The following is a 19,457-nucleotide window of genomic DNA, read 5'->3' on the forward strand; positions in this document are numbered from 1 at the left end:
ACACCGCGAAACCCAAGAACCCCGGCCGCGGCCGGCCTTCCCGAAGTGCCCGACTCGGCTCCCCCATGCCAGGTCATCGGAAGGCCGTCCGCGGCCGGTTTCCTTCCCCGAGGGAAGGTTGCGCCACGATAACGATCCGCTCGGCGAACATCAGCCAGTTCATCGACGCGTAACGCACCAGGCGCCTTCGTCACGCCGGCGAAACAACGAGGGGCTTCGACCGAAACCGCGCTGCGTCAATCTCATGGCGCATAACCGGCCCACCCCTCTTTTCCGCTTTGGCTTCGCCCGCACGGGGCCGTACTACGACGAGGAGACGCCGATGGCACCAGCCATCACGCTTGCCGCAGACAAGCTGTCTGTGGCCAACACAGGTTTCATGCTCATCTGTTCCGCCCTGGTGCTGATCATGACCCCGGGTCTGGCCTTCTTCTACGGAGGCATGGTCCGGGTCAAGAGCACCCTCAACATGCTGATGATGAGTTTCATCAGCATGGGCATCGTCACGATCCTGTGGGTGCTGTACGGCTTCTCCATGGCGTTCGGTACGGACCACGGCTCGCTCATCGGCTGGGAGTCCGACTTCGTCGGATGGGCCGGTATCGACAAGGCGGACATCTGGTCCGGGTACACGATCCCGGTCTTCGCCTTCGCCGTCTTCCAGATGATGTTCGCCATCATCACCCCCGCCCTGATCAGCGGCGCCATCGCCGACCGCGTGAAGTTCTCCGCCTGGTCGATCTTCGTCGTCCTGTGGGCCACGGTCGTGTACTTCCCGGTCGCCCACTGGGTCTGGGGCACCGGCGGCTGGGCCTTCGACCTCGGCGTGATCGACTTCGCCGGTGGTACCGCAGTCCACATCAACGCGGGCGCCGCGGCGCTCGGCGTGATCCTGGTCATCGGCAAGCGCGTCGGCTTCAAGAAGGACCCGATGCGCCCGCACAGCCTCCCGCTGGTCATGCTCGGCGCCGGTCTGCTGTGGTTCGGCTGGTTCGGCTTCAACGCCGGCTCGTGGCTCGGCAACGACGACGGCGTCGGCTCCCTGATGTTCGTCAACACCCAGATCGCCACCGCCGCGGCCATGCTCGCCTGGCTCGCCTACGAGAAGATCGCCCACGGCGCGTTCACCACGCTGGGCGCCGCCTCCGGCGCGGTCGCCGGTCTGGTCGCCATCACCCCGTCCGGCGGCGCGGTCACCCCGATCGGCGCCATCGCCGTCGGCGCCATCGCCGGTGTCGCCTGCGCCGCGGCCGTCGGCCTGAAGTACAAGTTCGGCTACGACGACTCCCTCGACGTCGTCGGCGTCCACATGGTCGGCGGTGTCATCGGCTCCCTGCTGATCGGCTTCTTCGCCAGCGGCAAGGGCCAGTCCGACGTCAAGGGCCTCTTCTACGGCGGCGGCATGGACCAGTTCTGGAAGCAGTGCGCCGGTGTCTTCGCCGTCCTCGCCTACTCCCTGATCGCCTCCGCGGTGCTCGCCTTCCTCCTCGACAAGACCATCGGTATGCGGGTCGACGAGGACGAGGAGATCTCCGGCATCGACCAGGCCGAGCACGCCGAGACCGCCTACGACTTCAGCGGTGCCGGTGGCGGCGCCTCCCGGACCGCAGCGCCGGCCGCCGTCGGTGCCGCGAGCAGCAAGAAGGTGGACGCATGAAGCTCATCACCGCCGTCGTCAAGCCCCACCGGCTCGACGAGATCAAGGAAGCCCTCCAGGCCTTCGGTGTGCACGGCCTGACGGTCACCGAGGCGAGCGGTTACGGTCGTCAGCGGGGACACACCGAGGTCTACCGCGGTGCCGAGTACACGGTCGACCTGGTCCCCAAGATCCGCATCGAGGTGCTGGCCGAGGACGACGACGCCGAGCAGCTGATCGACGTCATCGTCAAGGCGGCCCGCACCGGCAAGATCGGCGACGGCAAGGTCTGGTCCCTCCCGGTCGAGACGGCCGTCAGGGTCCGTACCGGCGAGCGCGGCCCGGACGCGCTCTGACCGCAGAACAGAACAGGAGTCGCTGGGTGACGGGCACGGATGTGCGAAACGAAGCAGAGGACTCGGGACCCAGCGGCTATGCGGCGGCCCGACTGCGCCTCCTCACCGAGGAGGCGCGGTCCGGGCCGCCGCGCCGTGCCGCCCTCTCCACGCTCACGGACGACTGGCTGGCCGGACTGTTCACCGCGGCGGCCGAAGGGCTGCGCGGTGTCTCCCTGGTCGCCGTCGGCGGCTACGGCCGCGGCGAGCTCTCCCCCCGCAGCGACCTCGACCTGCTGCTCCTGCACGACGGGAGCGACCCCAAGGCCGTCGCCTCCCTCGCCGACCGCCTCTGGTACCCGGTCTGGGACCTCGGCCTCGCCCTCGACCACTCGGTGCGCACCCCCGCCGAGGCCCGCAAGACCGCCGGGGAGGACCTGAAGGTCCAGCTCGGCCTCCTCGACGCCCGCCACCTCGCCGGCGACCTGGCCCTGACCTCCGGACTGCGGACCACCGTCCTCGCCGACTGGCGCAACCAGGCCCCCAGACGCCTGCCCGAGCTCCAGGAACTCTGCGCCGAGCGCGCCGAACGCCAGGGCGAGCTCCAGTACCTCCTGGAACCCGACCTCAAGGAGGCCCGCGGCGGCCTCCGGGACGCCACCGCCCTGCGCGCCGTCGCCGCCTCCTGGCTCGCCGACGCACCCCGCGAGGGCCTCGACGACGCCCGCCGCCGTCTCCTCGACGTCCGCGACGCCCTCCACCTCGCCACCGGCCGCGCCACCGACCGCCTCGCCCTCCAGGAGCAGGACCAGGTGGCCGCCGGACTGGGCCTCCTCGACGCCGACACCCTCCTGCGGCAGGTCTACGAGGCCGCCCGCGTCATCTCGTACGCCAGCGACGTCACCTGGCGCGAGGTGGCCCGCGTGCTGCGCTCACGCGCCGTACGGCCGCGGCTGCGCGCCATGCTCGGCGGCGGGAAGCCCGTCCCCGAGCGGTCCCCGCTCGCCGAGGGCGTCGTGGAGCAGGACGGCGAGGTGGTGCTCGCCCGCGCCGCCCGCCCCGAACGCGACCCCGTGCTGCCGCTGCGCGCCGCGGCCGCCGCCGCCCAGGCCGGCCTCCCGCTCTCGCTGCACGCCGTACGGCGGCTCGCCGCGACCGTGCGCGCCCTGCCGACCCCCTGGCCGGCCGAGGCCCGCGAACAGCTGGTCACCCTGCTCGGCTCCGGCCGGCCCACCGTCGAGGTCTGGGAGGCGCTGGAGGCCGAGGGCCTGATCACCCGGCTGCTGCCCGACTGGGAGCGGGTACGCTGCCGGCCGCAGCGCAACGCCGTGCACATCTGGACCGTCGACCGGCACCTCATCGAGACCGCCGTCCGCGCCTCCGAGTTCACCCGCCGCGTCAGCCGCCCCGACCTCCTCCTGGTCTCCGCGCTGCTGCACGACATCGGCAAGGGCTGGCCGGGCGACCACTCGGTCGCGGGCGAGATCATCGTCAAGGACGTCGCCGCCCGCATCGGCTTCGACCGCGCGGACGTGGCGGTGCTCTCCTCCCTCGTACGGCATCACCTGCTGCTCGTGGAGACGGCGACCCGGCGCGACCTGGAGGACCCGGCCACCGTCCGCTCGGTCGCCGACGCCGTCGGCTCGCAGGGCACGCTCGAACTGCTGCACGCGCTCACCGAGGCGGACGCGCTGGCCACCGGGCCCGCCGCCTGGTCCTCCTGGCGAGGTTCGCTCGTGGCGGACCTGGTCAAGCGGGTCGGGGCGGTCCTCGCCGGGGACGAGCCCGAGGAGCCGGACACCGCGGCCCCCACCGCCGAGCAGGAGCGGCTCGCCATCGAGGCGGTCGCCACCGGCAGCCCCGTGCTGGCCCTGCGCGCCCAGACCGAGCCGCCGGCCGACGCGGGGGAGCAGCCGGCCGGCGACCCCGAGCCGCTCGGCGTGGAGCTGCTCATCGCCGTACCGGACCAGGAGGGCGTGCTGCCCGCGGTGGCCGGGGTGCTCGCCGTGCACCGGCTGACCGTGCGCACCGCCGAGCTGCGCGCCCTGGACCTGCCGGACGGCGTCGAGGGCTCCGTGCTGCTGCTGAACTGGCGGGTCGCCGCCGAGTACGGCTCGCTGCCCCAGGCGGCCCGGCTGCGCGCCGACCTCGTGCGCGCCCTCGACGGCTCCCTGGACATCGCCGGACGGCTCGCCGAGCGCGACGCGGCCTACCCCCGGCGCCGGGGCGTGGTCGCGCCCCCGCCGCGGGTGACGGTCGCCCCGGCCGCCTCCCGGCACGCCACCGTCATCGAGGTCCGCGCCCAGGACGCCCCGGGGCTGCTGTTCCGGATCGGCTCGGCCCTGGAGGACGCGGCGGTACGGGTGCGCAGCATGCACGTCAGCACCCTGGGCGCCAACGCCGTGGACGCCTTCTACGTCACCGGCGCGCAGGGGGCCCCGCTGCCGGGCGACGAGGCGGCGGCCGTCTCCCGCAAACTGGAGGAGACCCTGCGGGGCTGACCCCGGCACACCCGCCGGACCGGGTCGCGGCACGACCGTGACCCGGTCTTGCCCGTCCGGGATACCCTTGAAGACGCTCCTACCGCCCCCGACCCCGAGGACCGACGCCGCCGTGTTCGATACTCTCTCCGATCGCCTCTCAGCGACTTTCAAGAACCTGCGCGGCAAGGGACGGCTCTCCGAGGCGGACATCGACGCCACCGCGCGCGAGATCCGCATCGCCCTCCTCGAGGCCGACGTGGCCCTCCCGGTCGTCCGCACCTTCATCAAGAACGTGAAGGAGCGCGCTCTCGATGTCTCGGCCTCGCGGGCGCTGAACCCCGCCCAGCAGGTCCTGAAGATCGTCAACGAGGAACTCGTCACGATCCTCGGCGGGGAGACCCGGCGGCTGCGCTTCGCCAAGCAGCCGCCCACCGTGATCATGCTGGCCGGTCTCCAGGGCGCCGGTAAGACCACCCTCGCGGGCAAGCTCGGCCGCTGGCTGAAGGAGCAGGGCCACTCGCCGCTGCTCGTCGCCTGCGACCTCCAGCGCCCCAACGCCGTCAACCAGCTCAGCGTGGTCGCCGAGCGCGCGGGCGTCGCGGTCTACGCGCCCCAGCCGGGCAACGGCGTGGGCGACCCGGTCCAGGTCGCCAAGGACTCCATCGAGTTCGCGAAGGCCAAGGTCCACGACATCGTGATCGTGGACACCGCCGGCCGCCTCGGTATCGACCAGGAGCTGATGCAGCAGGCCGCGGACATCCGCGACGCCGTCTCGCCCGACGAGATCCTCTTCGTCGTCGACGCGATGATCGGTCAGGACGCGGTCAACACCGCGGAGGCCTTCCGCGACGGCGTCGGCTTCGACGGCGTGGTGCTCTCCAAGCTCGACGGCGACGCCCGCGGCGGTGCGGCCCTGTCGATCCGCCAGGTCACCGGCAAGCCGATCATGTTCGCCTCGAACGGCGAGAAGCTCGACGACTTCGACGCCTTCCACCCGGACCGGATGGCCTCCCGCATCCTCGACATGGGTGACCTGCTCACCCTGATCGAGCAGGCGGAGAAGACGTTCAGCCAGGAAGAGGCCGAGAAGATGGCCTCCAAGCTGGCGTCGAAGAAGGGCCAGGACTTCACCCTGGACGACTTCCTGTCCCAGATGGAGCAGGTCAGGAAGATGGGCAGCATCAGCAAGCTGCTCGGCATGCTGCCCGGCATGGGGCAGATCAAGGACCAGATCAACAACCTCGACGAGCGGGACGTCGACCGCACCGCCGCGATCATCAAGTCGATGACCCCGGCCGAGCGCCAGGACCCCACGATCATCAACGGCTCGCGCCGCGCCCGTATCGCCAAGGGCTCCGGTGTCGAGGTCAGCGCGGTCAAGGGTCTGGTCGAGCGGTTCTTCGAGGCCCGCAAGATGATGTCCCGCATGGCCCAGGGCGGCGGTATGCCCGGCATGCCGGGGATCCCGGGCATGGGCGGCGGCCCCGGCCGGCAGAAGAAGCAGCCGAAGCAGGCCAAGGGCAAGCAGCGCTCCGGCAACCCGATGAAGCGCCGGCAGCAGGAGCTGGAGGCGGCCCAGCGCCGCGAGGCCCAGGCCCAGGGCGGCAACGCGTTCGGGGTGCCGCAGCAGGGCGCCCAGGACTTCGAGCTGCCCGACGAGTTCAAGAAGTTCATGGGCTGACGCGGGCATCGCCCGCGCCGACGCCGTCCGGGATACGTCACCGAGGGCGCCCTCCGCCGAGGAGGGCGCCCTCAGCGCATGCCGAGGTCCGGTGTCTGCCGTAACGTCCAGATATGAGCAATGCCGCTCCGCCGCGCAGGGCCCCCGACCAGCCATGGCGCTCCGAGGGCACCCCGGACGAGGGAACACCGCCCCCCGGCGGCCCCGGTGGCAGACGCCCCCGGGGCCGCTGGTGGGGCCTCGCCGTCACCGCGGTGATCGTCTTCCTGATCGTCTACGTCGGACTGAACTACCTCGGCCAGGGCAACGAGCCGACCATCTCGTACACCGAGTTCAGCAAACAGGTCGACGAGGGCAACGTCGCGAAGATCTACTCCAAGGGCGACGCGATCCAGGGCGAGCTGAGGAAGGCCCGGGACAACCCCGACGACGACGGCACCTACACCCGGTTCAAGACCCAGCGCCCCGCCTTCGCGGACGACGACCTCTGGCAGAACCTGAGCAGCCACGACGTCACGGTCACCGCCCGGCCGGTCGTGCAGCAGCGCAGTCTGCTCTCCAACCTGCTGATCTCGCTGATCCCGATCGTGCTGCTGGTCGCGGTGTGGGTCTTCTTCGCCCGCAGGTTCGCCGGGGGCCTCGGCGGGGCCGGCGGCATGCTCGGCCGCAAGGCGCCGCCCAAACCCGTCGAGCTACGGCCCGGCACCCAGCGCACCACCTTCGCCGACGTGGCCGGGATCGACGAGGTCAAGGGCGAGCTGGACGACGTCGTCGACTTCCTGGAACACCCGGACGCCTACCGAAGGATGGGCGCCAAGATGCCCCGCGGGGTGCTGCTCGCGGGCTCGCCCGGCACCGGCAAGACCCTGCTGGCCCGCGCGGTGGCCGGCGAGGCCGGGGTGCCGTTCTTCTCGGCCTCCGCGTCCGAGTTCATCGAGATGATCGTGGGCGTCGGCGCCTCCCGGGTCCGGGAACTGTTCGCCGAGGCCCGCAAGGTGGCGCCGTCGATCATCTTCATCGACGAGATCGACACCATCGGCCGGGTCCGCAGCGGGGGCGCGTCGGTGAGCGGTCACGACGAGCGCGAGCAGACGCTGAACCAGATCCTCACCGAGATGGACGGCTTCTCCGGCTCCGAGGGTGTGATCGTCATCGCGGCCACCAACCGCGCCGACATCCTGGACCCGGCGCTCACCCGGCCCGGCCGCTTCGACCGGGTGGTCAACGTCTCCCCGCCGGACCGCGGCGGACGCGAGGCGATCCTGCGCATCCACACCCGCGGGATCCCGCTCGCCCCCGACGTGGACCTGACCCAGGTGGCCCGCACCACCCCCGGTATGACAGGGGCGGATCTGGCCAATCTCGCCAACGAGGCCGCCCTGCTCGCCGTCAAGCGCAAACAGAGCCAGGTCACCCCGGCGCACCTGTCGGAAGCGCTGGAGAAGGTGCAGCTCGGAGCCGAACGCACCCTCGTGATGCCCGAGGAGGACCGCCGTCGCACCGCCTACCACGAGAGCGGCCACGCCCTCCTCGGCATGCTCCAGCCGGGCGCCGACCCCGTCCGCAAGGTCACCATCGTGCCGCGCGGCCGCGCCCTCGGCGTGACCATGTCGACCCCGGAGGTCGAGCGGTACGCGCACTCCGAGCAGTATCTGCGCGGCCGCATCATCGGCGCCCTGGGCGGGATGGCGGCCGAGGAGGTGATCTACGGGGTCGTCACCACCGGCGCCGAGAACGACCTCGAACAGGTCACCAACATCGCGCGCGGGATGGTCGCCCGCTGGGGCATGAGCGACCGGGTCGGCCGGCTCTCCGCCCTGCCCAGCGACGCCCAGCAGGCCTACGGCCTCGCCGCGGCCCCGGCCACCCTCGACGTCATCGACGACGAGATGCGCCGGATCGTCGACGAGTGCTACGAGGAGGCGCTCACCAAACTCCGCGACCACCGCGGCCAGCTGGACGCCCTCGCCGAGGCGCTCCTGGAGCACGAGACCCTGGAGGAGGCCGACGCCTACCGCATCGCGGGGATCACCCGGCTCCGCAAGGACGAGGACTGATTCCCGGTCCGGCGGTCAGGGTGTACGGGCGATCAGGTACCGGAACACGTTCGGCATCCACACCGTGCCGTCCCGTCGGCGGTAGGGGTGCAGCGCCTCCGCCAGCTCCTTGCCGACCTGGTCCTGGTCGCTCGCCGCGACCGCCGTGTCGAACAGCCCCGTCGACAGCAGGCCCCGGACGGCGCTGTCCACCCCGGCGTACCCGAACGGGCAGGCCACCCGGCCGGAACCGTCGAGCCTCAGCCCCGCCCGCTGCGCGGCCTCCTCCAGGTCGTCGCGCAGGGCGTGCCGCAGTCGGCCCGGGCCGCCGTCGGCCGCGTCGCCGCGGGTCAGGGCGTCCGGTCCGGCCACCGTGCGCAGCACGTCCCAGGTGGCGCAGCGCTCCGGCGGTCCCCAGCCGACGAGCACCACCGGCGCCCCCCGCTCGGCGAGCGGGACCGCCGCCGCGAGCAGCCCGGCCAGTGCCTCCGTGTCGCCCGCGAGCGCGCCGATCGGCTCGAAGGCGGTCACCAGGGTGTACGCGGGCGTCTCCGCGCCGGCCGCGTCCCCCGGTGACCGGCCGGTCAGCCGGATGCCTCCCCGCGCGTCTCCCTCCCCGGCCGAGGGCAGCAGCCGCTCGCGCGCGAGGGCCAGCCGTTCGGGGGAGCCGGGTTCGGCCCCGGTGAGGGACGCGCCCCGGGAGGCGGCCATCAGCAGGGCGAGCCCGGAGCCGCAGCCGAGGCCGAGCAGCCGGGTGCCGGGGCCCACTTCCAGCCGCTCGTAGACGGCCTCGTAGAGCGGGACCAGCATCCGTTCCTGGATCTCGGACCAGTCACGCGCGCGTGCACCCAGGTCCGTGCGGGGCACCGGCCCCGCGGTGGGAAGGTGCTGCCGCACGAGCACAGGTGTCATGAATAAGCGCCCCATTCCGCCGAGAATTTGCCGCAGTACCGATCAGGTGACCCCCGTGCAGTGCCTGCGCACCGCCCCCGTATGCCAGGTAACTCCCCCTCTGCGGCCGCGTCCAGGGGTCTCGGGGCCCCGCTTGTGGACGCGCGGGAGGAGTGGCGAGAATTCACATTCCGGCAACGTGGGCCCGTAGCATCGCGTCATGGCCAAGGCACCCGTTCTCACCCCGCGGGCGGACGACTTCCCCCGGTGGTACCAGGATCTGATCAACAAGGCCGAACTGGCCGACAACGGTCCGGTGCGCGGCACCATGGTCATCCGGCCGTACGGGTACGGGCTGTGGGAGCGGATGCAGGCCGAGATGGACGCCCGTATCAAGGAGACGGGCACCCAGAACGCGTACTTCCCGCTGCTGATCCCGCAGTCGTACCTCACCCGCGAGGCCGATCATGTCGAGGGTTTCGCCCCGGAGCTGGCGGTGGTCACGCACGGCGGCGGCAAGGAGCTGGAGGAGCCGGCGGTGGTCCGCCCCACCTCCGAGATGATCATCAACGAGTACTTCGCGAAGTGGGTGCAGAGCTACCGCGACCTGCCCCTGCTCATCAACCAGTGGGCCAACGTCGTCCGTTGGGAGCTGCGCCCGCGGCTGTTCCTGCGGACGACCGAGTTCCTCTGGCAGGAGGGGCACACCGCGCACGCGACCTACGAGGACGCCCGCGACTTCGCCGCGCACATCCACCGGCGGGTCTACGAGGACTTCATGGTGAACGTCCTCGCGATGGACGTGGTGGCCGGCCGCAAGACCACCCGGGAGCGGTTCGCCGGAGCCGTCAACACCCTCACCCTCGAAGGGATGATGGGCGACGGCAAGGCCCTCCAGATGGCCACCAGCCATGAACTCGGCCAGAACTTCGCCAAGGCGTTCCAGACCACGTACCTGTCCAAGGACGGCACCCGGGAACTGGTCTGGCAGACGTCCTGGGGTTCGACGACCCGCATGATCGGCGCCCTGGTGATGATGCACGGCGACGACGACGGGCTGCGGGTGCCGCCCCGGCTGGCGCAGATCCAGGCCGTGGTCCTCGCGATCAAGGGCGACGAGGCGGTTCTGGCCAAGGTCCGCGAGCTGGGCGACCGGCTGCGGGTGGCCGGGATCCGGACGCACGTCGACGACCGCACCGACGTGCCCTTCGGGCGGCGTGCCGTCGACTGGGAGCTGAAGGGCGTGCCCGTCCGCGTCGAGATCGGGCCGCGCGACCTGGAGAACGGCACGGCGATGCTGGCCCGCCGCATCCCGGGAGGCAAGGAGCCGGTGGCCGTCGACAGCCTCGTACAGCTGCTGCCGTCCGTGCTGGAGGAGGACCAGGCGCTGCTGCTGACGCAGTCCCTCCAGCGGCGCGAGGCGCGGACGGTGGAGGTGGCCACGCCCGGGGAGGCCGTCGAGGCGGCCACGTCCGGCCGCTGGGCGCGCATCCCCTGGGCGGTGCTCGGCGCGCAGGGCGAGGCCGCCCTCGCCGAGCACGCCGTGACCGTACGGTGTCTGGTCGCCGAGGACGGGTCGGTGCCGGACACCGAGGACGCGCCCGGTAACGTCGCGGTCGTCGCGCGCGCCTACTGAGACGGCGCGCTCCGGCGGGCAGAGCGACCGAAACGCCTCTTGCGCCCCGCCGTACACCTGTTCCCCGGCGCGCGGACAACGGCTACGCGCCGGGGCGTACGGCGAACTACGCACCACCTTGGGGTGAGCTGTGAGGCTTCTCCGCAGATCAGCGCACCCGCCCTCGTCTCCACGCATCAGCGGCAACTGACGGGTACGTGCAAATTATTTGGGATGCCCCGGAATAGGAACACAGCGGCACCCCCGCTCGTTGTCATTACGTGAGCACGACACAGACACCACCTGTTCTCGCCGCAGAGCTGGCACAGGCGTGGGCCGACATTCAGCGGTACCACCCCGAGCTGCCGGACCTTGCCGCGCCAGAGTCCCTGATCGGGGAGTCGTCGTCCGCCTGCGGTCACGAGCTCTCCTTCGAGCGACTGCTCCATGAGGCAGTCCATGGCATCGCCGCCGCCCGCGGCGTTCGCGACACCTCCCGCGCCGGCCGCTACCACAACCGCAGATTCCTCGCCATCGCCGAGGAGCTGGGCCTGGACCACCCCGAGGAACCGCACCCGAGCAGCGGTTTCTCGTTGGTCACGCTCAACCCCGAGGCCAAGCGCCGCTACCGTCCCACGATCGAGCGCCTCCAGCGGGCCCTCAAGGCCCACACGGCGGCCACCTCCGCCGACAGCACCACCCGCACCTTCCGCGGTCCCGCCGCCCGCCATGGCTCCTCCGGCGGCGGCGTCCGCGTCAAGGCCGTCTGCGACTGCGGTCGCAACGTCCGGGTGGTGCCGTCGGTCCTGGCCCAGGCCCCGATCGTGTGCGGCGGCTGCGGCAAGCCGTTCCGCATCCCCGAGATCGCGGGCGCCGCGTAAGCCGTACGCCAGTACGGCGGTCATGCACCGGCATCTCGTGGCTGCCGGTTCAGCGTGGTGCGGGGAGCCGTGGTTCCAAGGGCTCCCCGCCGAGCGCCGGGCGCTGCCGAGGCATGCCCGCGCACACCCTCGGCACGAGGCGACCCGCCGGGTGTGGCACAATGGCTAGCTGTACTCGACAGCCGCACAGGACCCCTCTCTCCTCCGGCTGACGCGTCCATCGGGCACTCGGGTACCGCAACCCCACGCGGCTCTCTCGCCGTGCCCAACCACGTCAAAACCAGGAGAGTCCACTCCCGTGGCAGTCAAGATCAAGCTGAAGCGTCTGGGCAAGATCCGTTCGCCTCACTACCGCATCGTCGTCGCCGACTCCCGCACCCGCCGTGACGGCCGTGCGATCGAGGAGATCGGCAAGTACCAGCCGACGTACCACCCGTCGATCATCGAGGTCGACGCGGACCGCGTCGCGTACTGGCTGGGTGTCGGCGCGCAGCCGACCGAGCCCGTGCTCGCCATCCTGAAGAAGACCGGCGACTGGCAGAAGTTCAAGGGCGAGCCCGCCCCGGCTCCGCTGCTCGTGGCCGCGCCCAAGAAGGCGCGCCCCTCGTTCGAGGCCCTGGGTGGCGACGACGAGGGCAAGGGTGAGGCGATCACCCAGAAGAAGAAGGCCGAGAAGAAGGACGAGGCCGCCGCTGAGTCCGAGTCGACCGAGGCCTGAGCATGCTCGAGGAGGCTCTCGAGCACCTCGTGAAGGGCATCGTCGACAACCCTGACGATGTGCAGGTCGCCTCGCGCAACCTGCGCCGCGGGCGCGTTCTCGAGGTCCGGGTCCACCCCGACGACCTCGGCAAGGTGATCGGCCGCAACGGCCGCACCGCACGCGCTCTGCGCACCGTCGTGGGCGCTATCGGCGGTCGCGGAGTCCGCGTCGACCTCGTCGACGTGGACCACGTCCGCTGACGTATCGCAGCACCGGCTCGGGCCGGGGAAGGCCATGGGCCGTCCCCGGCCCGTAGTCGTACTACAGGGAGAACAAGCACAGTGCAGCTGGTAGTCGCTCGCGTCGGCCGCGCCCACGGCATCAAGGGCGAGGTCACCGTCGAGGTCCGTACCGACGAGCCGGAACTCAGGCTCGCGCCGGGAGCCGTCCTGGCCACCGACCCGGCCTCGACCGGCCCGCTGACCATCGAGACCGGCCGGGTCCACAGCGGCCGGCTCCTCCTGCGTTTCGAGGGCGTCGGCGACCGCAACGCCGCCGAGGCCCTGCGCAACACCCTCCTGATCGCCGAGGTCGACCCGGAGGAGCTGCCGGAGGAGGAGGACGAGTACTACGACCACCAGCTGATCGACCTGGACGTGGTCACCAAGGACGGCGCGGAGGTCGGCCGGATCACCGAGATCTCGCACCTCCCCTCCCAGGACCTCTTCATCGTCGAGCGGCCGGACGGGAGCGAGGTGATGATCCCCTTCGTCGAGGAGATCGTCACCGAGATCGATCTGAAGGAACAGCGGGCGGTCATCGACCCGCCGCCGGGACTCATCGACGACCGCGCCGTGATCGACTCCACCCGGGACGAGTCCTGATGCGCCTCGACGTCGTCACGATCTTCCCCGAGTACCTCGACCCGCTGAACGTCTCCCTCGTCGGCAAGGCACGCGCGCGTGGACAGCTCGACGTACGCGTGCACGACCTGCGGGAGTGGACCCACGACCGGCACAACACGGTCGACGACACCCCGTACGGCGGCGGGCCCGGCATGGTCATGAAGACCGAGCCCTGGGGCGAAGCCCTCGACACGATCCTCGCCGACGGCTACGAGACCGGCTCGACGCTCCCCGCGATCGTCGTCCCCACCCCCAGCGGCCGCCCCTTCACCCAGGAACTCGCCCTCGAACTCTCCGAGCGGCCCTGGCTGGTCTTCACCCCGGCCCGCTACGAGGGCATCGACCGGCGGGTCGTCGACGAGTACGCCACCCGCGTCCCCGTGTACGAGGTCTCCATCGGCGACTACGTCCTCGCCGGCGGCGAGGCGGCCGTCCTCGTGATCACCGAGGCCGTGGCCCGGCTGCTGCCCGGGGTGCTCGGCAACGCCGAGTCCCACCGCGACGACTCCTTCGCCCCCGGCGCCATGGCCGGCCTCCTGGAGGGCCCCGTCTACACCAAGCCGCCCGTCTGGCGCGACCGGGAGATCCCGGACGTGCTGCTCAGCGGCCATCACGGGAAGATCGCCCGCTGGCGCCGCGACGAGGCCCTGCGCCGTACGACGGCCCACCGGCCCGACCTGATCGAGCGCTGCGAGCCGAGGGCCTTCGACAAGAAGGACCGCGAGATGCTCTCGATCCTGGGCTGGGCCCCCGACCCCGAGGGTGAGCCGTACGGCCGATTTTGGCGCAGGCCCGAGGCCATGGAACAATAGACCGCTGTTGTGCGCCGTCCGGTGTGCGCCCCTGCCACAGGGGGACACGACGCCCGCCCTGACGCCGCCGGCAGACCTCTTGGAAACTAGCTCCCGCTGATGACCTGTGGCATCGGCGAAGAAAGCAGACGAAATGTCTCACCTGCTCGACTCCGTCGACGCCGCGTCGCTGCGCAGCGACGTCCCGGCCTTCCGCCCGGGCGACACCGTCAACGTCCACGTCCGCGTCATCGAGGGCAACCGCTCTCGTGTGCAGCAGTTCAAGGGCGTCGTCATCCGCCGCCAGGGCGCCGGTGTCCGCGAGACCTTCACGGTCCGCAAGGTCTCGTTCTCCGTCGGCGTCGAGCGCACCTTCCCGGTGCACACCCCGATCGTCGAGAAGATCGAGCTCGTCACCCGCGGTGACGTCCGTCGCGCCAAGCTGTACTACCTCCGTGAGCTGCGCGGCAAGGCCGCGAAGATCAAGGAGAAGCGCGACAACTGAGCCCGCACAGTGGATCCATTGGTGATCCACTGAGCGCACCCGGGTGATCCACAGAGGGGCCGGTTAGCATCTGACCCCGATGGACACCGAAGCTCAGCCGACGACGGAGCGCGACCGCTCCTCCCGCCCCGCTCAGGGGGCCGTGGAGGGACGGTCGCGTTTCTCGTTGACGGCCCGGATCGCCGAGCGGCTGCCGGGTGGCCGCATCAGCCTCACCCTGCTGATCTGCCTGGTGTTTTTGCTGCTCCTCAACGCTTTCGTGGTCCAACCATTCCAGATTCCCAGCGGATCCATGGAAAACGGATTGAGGATCGGCGACCGCGTTCTCGTAAATAAGTTGGCGTACCGTTTCGGTGCCGGGCCGCGGCGCGGCGACGTCGTCGTGTTCGACGGCACCGAGTACTTCGGGAACTCCGACTACGTCAAACGCGTCGTGGGGGTAGGCGGAGACCACGTGGTCTGCTGCGACAAGGAGGGGAGGATCCGGGTGAACGGCCGGTCGGTCGACGAGTCGTCGTTCCTGTATCCAGGCGACAGCCCGTCCACGGTGGACTTCGACGTCAAGGTTCCCGCGGGCACCCTGTTCGTCCTCGGCGACCACCGCGGCGCCTCCAGCGACTCCCGCGACCACCTGGGCTCACCGGGCGGCGGCATGATCCCCGTGGACCGGGTGGTCGGCCGCGCCGACTGGATCGTCTGGCCGTACGGCCATCTCACCCGGCTGTCCCGCCCGAGCGCCTACGCGCGCGTGCCGGCCGCGAGCGCCCAGGGGGCGAACGGCACACGGACGGCGGCGGGTGCCCATGGGTAACCGAGGCAAACCCCGCGGCATCCCCACCTCGCCCGTGGACCAGCTCCTGCCCACCGGCGCCCGGCGCGCCTCCAGCCCGTCCGGTGGCCGCACCCGCGCGGAACGGCGCAAACTCCAGCGCAAGGTCAAGCGCAAGCGCAGGCGGTCCGCCGTCCGCGAGGTGCCGCTGCTGGTCGGCGTGGCGGTGCTGATAGCGCTGGTCCTGAAGACGTTCCTGGTGCAGGCGTTCGTCATCCCCTCGGGGTCGATGGAGCAGACGATCCGCATCGGCGACCGCGTCCTGGTGGACAAGTTCACCCCCTGGTTCGGCTCCAAGCCGCAGCGCGGGGACGTGGTGGTGTTCAAGGACCCCGGCGGCTGGCTCAACGACGAGACGACCACGACGAAGAAGGAGGACCCCGTCGTCGTCAAGCAGGTCAAGGAAGGGCTCACCTTCATCGGTCTGCTGCCGTCCGACAACGAGAAGGACCTCATCAAGCGCGTCGTCGGCGTGGGCGGCGACCACGTCAAGTGCTGTGACACGGAAGGGCGAGTCACGGTCAACGGCGTTCCCCTGGAAGAGGGAAGCTACCTCTATCCCGGGAACAACCCCTCCGACGCCGCGTTCGACATCACCGTGCCCCAGGGCCGGCTGTGGGTGATGGGCGACCACCGGGCCAACTCCGCAGACTCCCGCTCCCACCAGAACACGGACTACGGCGGCACGGTCGCCGAGGACGAGGTGGTCGGCCGGGCCATGGTGATCGCCTGGCCGTTCGGACACTGGGTCCGTCTCAAGGAACCGCAAACTTTCTCTTCCGTCACCGGCTCGGCCGCCACGACGGCTTCCGCCGACCGGCTGTCGCATAGGGTTGCCCAGGACGATCCGAACGGAACGATCCAACAGCTCCCGACCCCTGCGGAACTCCCGCTCGTTATGGGAGTGGTGGGCCTGCGCCGAGCATGGGGCAGGCGGCGGCACGGAGTGAGGAGTTGGCGTGGGGGATGTGGCGGTTGGCGCACGGTCCGGGCACGAAGGCGAGGAACACCGCGGACGTCCCGTGGACACCGCCGACCCGGCTGGGGACGGCGCCGTGACCTCCGGGAATGACCCGGCGGCGGGTGGCGAGGGCCCGCCGGCGGACGAGCCCCCCCGGGGCGGCGGCGACGGTCCGGGCGACCCGACCCCGAACGCGAAGAAGCCGCGCTCCTTCTGGAAGGAGCTGCCGATCCTGATCCTGATCGCGCTGGTCCTCGCGCTGATCATCAAGACCTTCCTCGTGCAGGCGTTCTCGATCCCGTCCGCGTCGATGGAGAACACCCTGAGGATCGGCGACCGGGTGCTCGTCGACAAGCTGACCCCGTGGTTCGGCTCCGAGCCCGAGCGCGGCGAGGTCGTGGTCTTCCACGACCCGGACAACTGGCTGGCCGGCGAGGCGACGACCGAGCCGAACGCCGTGCAGACCTTCCTCAGCTGGATCGGCCTGATGCCCTCCGCGGAGGAGAAGGACCTGATCAAGCGGGTCATCGGCGTCGGCGGCGACACCGTCTCCTGCAAGGGCACGGGCCCGCTGAAGGTCAACGGCAAGGCCCTGGACGAGCCGTACGTCTACCCGGGGAACACCCCGTGCAGCCAGGACGACCAGGGTGGCCAGTTCACGGTGAAGGTCCCCAAGGGCTCCGTCTGGGTCATGGGCGACCACCGGCAGAACTCGCGGGACTCCCGCTACAACCAGTCGGACAAGAACCACGGCATGGTGCCCGTCGACCAGGTCGTCGGCCGTGCCATCGTCAAGGCCTGGCCGATCACCCGCTGGGGCACGCTGCCGGTGCCGGACACCTTCGACCAGTCCGGTCTGAGCGACCAGTCGGCGGCCTCCGCGGCCCTGACGGTCGCCCCGGAGGGCCTCGCGCTCGTCGGCGCGGTCCCGGTGGTCCTGTGGCGCCGCCGCCGCGCGACGTCCGAGAACGGCTGATCTTCGCGGCGCCCCGTCCGTAAACCCTTTCCCAAGCTTGTGACCATGGCTGGGGAGGAAGGGCTGACCCGGTTCGGTACCGCCGGGTAGGGTGCGGACCCATGGGCGGCGAGAGCACGACACGTACGGCCCCGCGCAGCGGCGGTGGCACCAGCAGTGGCCCGGTGGGCAGCCGGACCGGACAGCGTCTGTCCGGCCTGGTCGTCGCGCTGGGCCTCGCGCTGTTCCTGGGCGGTTTCGGCTGGGCGGCCCTCGTCTACCGGCCCTACACCGTGCCCACCAGCTCCATGAGCCCCACGATCGAGGCCGGCTCGCGTGTGCTGGCCCAGAAGGTGGACGGCGACGAGGTGCGCCGCGGGGACGTGGTCGTGTTCAGCGACAAGGAGTGGGTCAGCAACGCGCTCGTGGTCAAGCGCGTGGTCGCGGTCGGCGGTGACACCGTCGCCTGCTGCACCGAGGGCAAGCTGACCGTCAACGGCAAGCAGATCGAGGAACCGTATCTGCCCGAGGGCAGCCTGGCCGAGATCCAGGACTTCCCGACCGTGAAGGTCCCCGAGGGCCGGCTGTTCCTGCTCGGCGACGAGCGGCGGGGCTCCCTGGACTCCACCGCCCACCTCACGGACGCGGCCCAGGGCACGGTGGCGCGCAGCGCGGTCAGGGCGCGGGTGGACGCCGTCGTCTTCCCCTGGAAGGGCATGCTCAAGAGCCCCACGGGCTTCGAGGCGCTCGGCACCCTCTCCCAGCCCGGTCCGCTGCGGATGATCCTGTGGACGATCGTCGGCGGGACCGTGCTGATCTTCGGCGGCGCGGCGTACGGCCCGATCGCCAAACGGGCCTCGGCCCGCCGTGTGCGCCCCCTGCCGGAGCCGGCCGGTGCCCGCTGAGACGACGGAGGGGGCGCAGGACGCCTCCGGGACCGGGCTGCGCAAGGTCGCCCGGGTCGTGCTCCTCGACCCCCGGGACCGCATTCTGCTCCTGCACGGGCACGAGCCGGACGACCCCTCCGACGACTGGTGGTTCACACCCGGCGGCGGGGTGGAGGGCGACGAGACCCGTGAGCAGGCCGCACTGCGGGAACTCGTGGAGGAGACCGGCATCACCGAGGTCGAACTCGGCCCGGTGCTGTGGCGCCGGACCTGCTCCTTCCCGTTCGCCGGCCGCCGCTGGGACCAGGACGAGTGGTACTACCTGGCCCGTACGACGGTGACGACGACCCGGGCCACGGCCCTGACCGAGCTGGAGCGGCGCAGTGTCGCCGGAGCGCGCTGGTGGACGTGTCAGGAACTGGGCCGGGCGCATGAGACGGTGTATCCGACCAGACTCGCCGAACTGCTGGGCAGGCTGCTAGACGAAGGTCCCCCGGCCAGACCCGTAACCCTCGACACGGAAATCGTCTAGGGGCCCGCGGGACTGGCGCACAATGGGGGGATCGCACGGCTGAAGGGGAACATGCCATGAGCGCCGAGGACCTCGAGAAGTACGAGACCGAGATGGAGCTGAAGCTCTACCGGGAGTACCGCGATGTCGTCGGTCTGTTCAAATACGTGATCGAGACTGAGCGGCGCTTCTACCTGACCAACGACTACGAGATGCAGGTGCACTCGGTCCAGGGCGAGGTGTTCTTCGAGGTCTCGATGGCCGACGCCTGGGTGTGGGACATGTACCGGCCGGCGCGGTTCGTGAAGCAGGTGCGGGTGCTCACGTTCAAGGACGTGAACATTGAGGAGCTGAACAAGAGCGACCTGGAGCTGCCGGGCAGCTGAGGTGTCCCTTGTGGGTGACGGAGTTATCCACAAGAGACGACTCATCCACCAAGATCCACTTCTGTGGTTCGGGTGCGTGAATGTGGGCGCCGGAGGTGGTGCCTGTATGAACGCACGACGTGCGATGGGCCAGTACGGCGAGGACGTGGCCGCGCGGCGGCTGTCCGAGGCCGGTATGACGATCGTGGAGCGCAACTGGCGTTGCGGCAGGACGGGCGAGATCGACATCGTCGCCCACGACGGGGACGTCCTCGTCGTCTGCGAGGTGAAGACCCGCAAGAGCGGCTCCTACGAGCACCCGATGGCCGCGGTGACCCCGCGCAAGGCCCGGCGGCTGAGGGACCTCGCGGAGCGCTGGATCCAGACCCATGGCGGCGCCCCGCCCGGCGGCGTCCGCATCGACCTGGTCGGAGTCCTGCTCCCGGACCGCGGAGCCCCCGTCGTCGAGCATGTGCGGGGGGTGGCCTGA

The 19,457-nt window shown here is 70.9% G+C and carries 20 protein-coding genes; 19 read left to right on the forward strand and 1 reads right to left on the reverse strand.

Annotated features, from left to right (window positions below; translation table 11 throughout):
* Positions 1-322 precede the first annotated feature (322 nt).
* The 5 genes from ACYQ8Q_RS32195 (at position 323) to ftsH (ending at position 8,192) form a co-directional block, all read left to right on the forward strand.
* Positions 323-1,657 (forward strand): ammonium transporter, encoded by a 1,335-nt coding sequence (locus ACYQ8Q_RS32195; RefSeq protein ID WP_460069899.1) that lies wholly within the window; start codon positions 323-325, stop codon positions 1,655-1,657.
* On the forward strand, positions 1,654-1,992 hold the full coding sequence (locus ACYQ8Q_RS32200) for a P-II family nitrogen regulator (RefSeq protein WP_003997576.1): 339 nt from the start codon (positions 1,654-1,656) through the stop codon (positions 1,990-1,992). The genes ACYQ8Q_RS32195 and ACYQ8Q_RS32200 overlap by 4 nt, the downstream gene beginning before the upstream one ends.
* Positions 1,993-2,018: 26 nt before the next feature.
* Positions 2,019-4,472, forward strand: a complete 2,454-nt coding sequence (locus tag ACYQ8Q_RS32205) for a [protein-PII] uridylyltransferase (protein WP_460069901.1) — start codon at positions 2,019-2,021, stop codon at positions 4,470-4,472.
* Positions 4,473-4,584: 112 nt separating this feature from the next.
* Positions 4,585-6,135, forward strand: coding sequence for a signal recognition particle protein (gene ffh / locus ACYQ8Q_RS32210; RefSeq protein ID WP_460069903.1), 1,551 nt, complete (start codon positions 4,585-4,587; stop codon positions 6,133-6,135).
* A 113-nt stretch (positions 6,136-6,248) separates the two neighbouring features.
* On the forward strand, positions 6,249-8,192 hold the full coding sequence (gene ftsH, locus ACYQ8Q_RS32215; RefSeq protein WP_460069905.1) for an ATP-dependent zinc metalloprotease FtsH: 1,944 nt from the start codon (positions 6,249-6,251) through the stop codon (positions 8,190-8,192).
* A gap of 15 nt (positions 8,193-8,207) precedes the next feature.
* On the opposite strand, the gene ACYQ8Q_RS32220 is transcribed toward ftsH, so the two are convergent.
* Positions 8,208-9,083: an SAM-dependent methyltransferase gene (locus ACYQ8Q_RS32220; protein WP_460069907.1), complete on the reverse strand. Its 876-nt coding sequence runs from the start codon at positions 9,081-9,083 to the stop codon at positions 8,208-8,210.
* A 199-nt stretch (positions 9,084-9,282) separates the two neighbouring features.
* Between ACYQ8Q_RS32220 and proS the strand changes: the two genes are divergently transcribed.
* From proS to ACYQ8Q_RS32290, 14 genes are all read left to right on the forward strand, one after another.
* The gene (gene proS / locus ACYQ8Q_RS32225; protein WP_460069909.1) at positions 9,283-10,698 is read left to right on the forward strand and encodes a proline--tRNA ligase; all 1,416 of its coding nucleotides are present in this window, start codon (positions 9,283-9,285) and stop codon (positions 10,696-10,698) included.
* A 260-nt stretch (positions 10,699-10,958) separates the two neighbouring features.
* Positions 10,959-11,558: a hypothetical protein gene (locus ACYQ8Q_RS32230; protein WP_067257435.1), complete on the forward strand. Its 600-nt coding sequence runs from the start codon at positions 10,959-10,961 to the stop codon at positions 11,556-11,558.
* A gap of 298 nt (positions 11,559-11,856) precedes the next feature.
* The gene (gene rpsP, locus ACYQ8Q_RS32235; RefSeq protein WP_460069911.1) at positions 11,857-12,276 is read left to right on the forward strand and encodes a 30S ribosomal protein S16; all 420 of its coding nucleotides are present in this window, start codon (positions 11,857-11,859) and stop codon (positions 12,274-12,276) included.
* A gap of 2 nt (positions 12,277-12,278) precedes the next feature.
* Complete coding sequence (locus ACYQ8Q_RS32240; protein ID WP_003973401.1) at positions 12,279-12,518, forward strand: RNA-binding protein; 240 nt, start codon at positions 12,279-12,281, stop codon at positions 12,516-12,518.
* Positions 12,519-12,599: 81 nt separating this feature from the next.
* Positions 12,600-13,142 (forward strand): ribosome maturation factor RimM, encoded by a 543-nt coding sequence (gene rimM, locus ACYQ8Q_RS32245; RefSeq protein WP_460069914.1) that lies wholly within the window; start codon positions 12,600-12,602, stop codon positions 13,140-13,142.
* A complete protein-coding gene (gene trmD / locus ACYQ8Q_RS32250) occupies positions 13,142-13,975 on the forward strand; it encodes a tRNA (guanosine(37)-N1)-methyltransferase TrmD (RefSeq protein ID WP_460069917.1) in 834 nt (277 codons plus the stop codon). The genes rimM and trmD overlap by 1 nt, the downstream gene beginning before the upstream one ends.
* A 133-nt stretch (positions 13,976-14,108) precedes the next feature.
* Entirely contained in the window at positions 14,109-14,459 is a 351-nt protein-coding gene (gene rplS / locus ACYQ8Q_RS32255; RefSeq protein WP_020128707.1) for a 50S ribosomal protein L19, read from the forward strand.
* A gap of 79 nt (positions 14,460-14,538) precedes the next feature.
* Positions 14,539-15,270, forward strand: a complete 732-nt coding sequence (lepB, locus tag ACYQ8Q_RS32260) for a signal peptidase I (protein WP_460069919.1) — start codon at positions 14,539-14,541, stop codon at positions 15,268-15,270.
* The gene (lepB, locus tag ACYQ8Q_RS32265) at positions 15,263-16,360 is read left to right on the forward strand and encodes a signal peptidase I (RefSeq protein WP_460069921.1); all 1,098 of its coding nucleotides are present in this window, start codon (positions 15,263-15,265) and stop codon (positions 16,358-16,360) included. Before lepB (ACYQ8Q_RS32260) ends, lepB (ACYQ8Q_RS32265) begins: the two co-directional genes overlap by 8 nt.
* The gene (gene lepB / locus ACYQ8Q_RS32270) at positions 16,248-17,225 is read left to right on the forward strand and encodes a signal peptidase I (RefSeq protein WP_460069923.1); all 978 of its coding nucleotides are present in this window, start codon (positions 16,248-16,250) and stop codon (positions 17,223-17,225) included. The genes lepB (ACYQ8Q_RS32265) and lepB (ACYQ8Q_RS32270) overlap by 113 nt, the downstream gene beginning before the upstream one ends.
* Positions 17,226-17,326: 101 nt before the next feature.
* Positions 17,327-18,109, forward strand: coding sequence for a signal peptidase I (lepB, locus tag ACYQ8Q_RS32275; RefSeq protein ID WP_460069925.1), 783 nt, complete (start codon positions 17,327-17,329; stop codon positions 18,107-18,109).
* A complete protein-coding gene (locus tag ACYQ8Q_RS32280; protein WP_460069926.1) occupies positions 18,099-18,623 on the forward strand; it encodes an NUDIX hydrolase in 525 nt (174 codons plus the stop codon). The genes lepB (ACYQ8Q_RS32275) and ACYQ8Q_RS32280 overlap by 11 nt, the downstream gene beginning before the upstream one ends.
* 56 nt (positions 18,624-18,679) lie before the next feature.
* Complete coding sequence (locus ACYQ8Q_RS32285) at positions 18,680-18,988, forward strand: DUF2469 domain-containing protein (protein ID WP_005311352.1); 309 nt, start codon at positions 18,680-18,682, stop codon at positions 18,986-18,988.
* 76 nt (positions 18,989-19,064) lie between these two features.
* On the forward strand, positions 19,065-19,457 hold the full coding sequence (locus ACYQ8Q_RS32290) for a YraN family protein (RefSeq protein WP_460069929.1): 393 nt from the start codon (positions 19,065-19,067) through the stop codon (positions 19,455-19,457).

The sequence above is a fragment of the Streptomyces sp. YKOK-I1 genome (assembly GCF_054660435.1).

Bases quoted from the DNA above. Each gene is read 5' to 3' on its own strand.
- ACYQ8Q_RS32220 (WP_460069907.1), bottom strand. From the start codon at position 9,083: ATGACACCTGTGCTCGTGCGGCAGCACCTTCCCACCGCGGGGCCGGTG.
- ACYQ8Q_RS32240 (WP_003973401.1), top strand. From the start codon at position 12,279: ATGCTCGAGGAGGCTCTCGAGCACCTCGTGAAGGGCATCGTCGACAAC.
- trmD (WP_460069917.1), top strand. From the start codon at position 13,142: ATGCGCCTCGACGTCGTCACGATCTTCCCCGAGTACCTCGACCCGCTG.
- lepB (WP_460069919.1), top strand. From the start codon at position 14,539: ATGGACACCGAAGCTCAGCCGACGACGGAGCGCGACCGCTCCTCCCGC.
- lepB (WP_460069921.1), top strand. From the start codon at position 15,263: ATGGGTAACCGAGGCAAACCCCGCGGCATCCCCACCTCGCCCGTGGAC.
- ACYQ8Q_RS32195 (WP_460069899.1), top strand. From the start codon at position 323: ATGGCACCAGCCATCACGCTTGCCGCAGACAAGCTGTCTGTGGCCAAC.
- lepB (WP_460069925.1), top strand. From the start codon at position 17,327: ATGGGCGGCGAGAGCACGACACGTACGGCCCCGCGCAGCGGCGGTGGC.
- proS (WP_460069909.1), top strand. From the start codon at position 9,283: ATGGCCAAGGCACCCGTTCTCACCCCGCGGGCGGACGACTTCCCCCGG.
- ftsH (WP_460069905.1), top strand. From the start codon at position 6,249: ATGAGCAATGCCGCTCCGCCGCGCAGGGCCCCCGACCAGCCATGGCGC.
- ACYQ8Q_RS32285 (WP_005311352.1), top strand. From the start codon at position 18,680: ATGAGCGCCGAGGACCTCGAGAAGTACGAGACCGAGATGGAGCTGAAG.
- ACYQ8Q_RS32200 (WP_003997576.1), top strand. From the start codon at position 1,654: ATGAAGCTCATCACCGCCGTCGTCAAGCCCCACCGGCTCGACGAGATC.
- rplS (WP_020128707.1), top strand. From the start codon at position 14,109: ATGTCTCACCTGCTCGACTCCGTCGACGCCGCGTCGCTGCGCAGCGAC.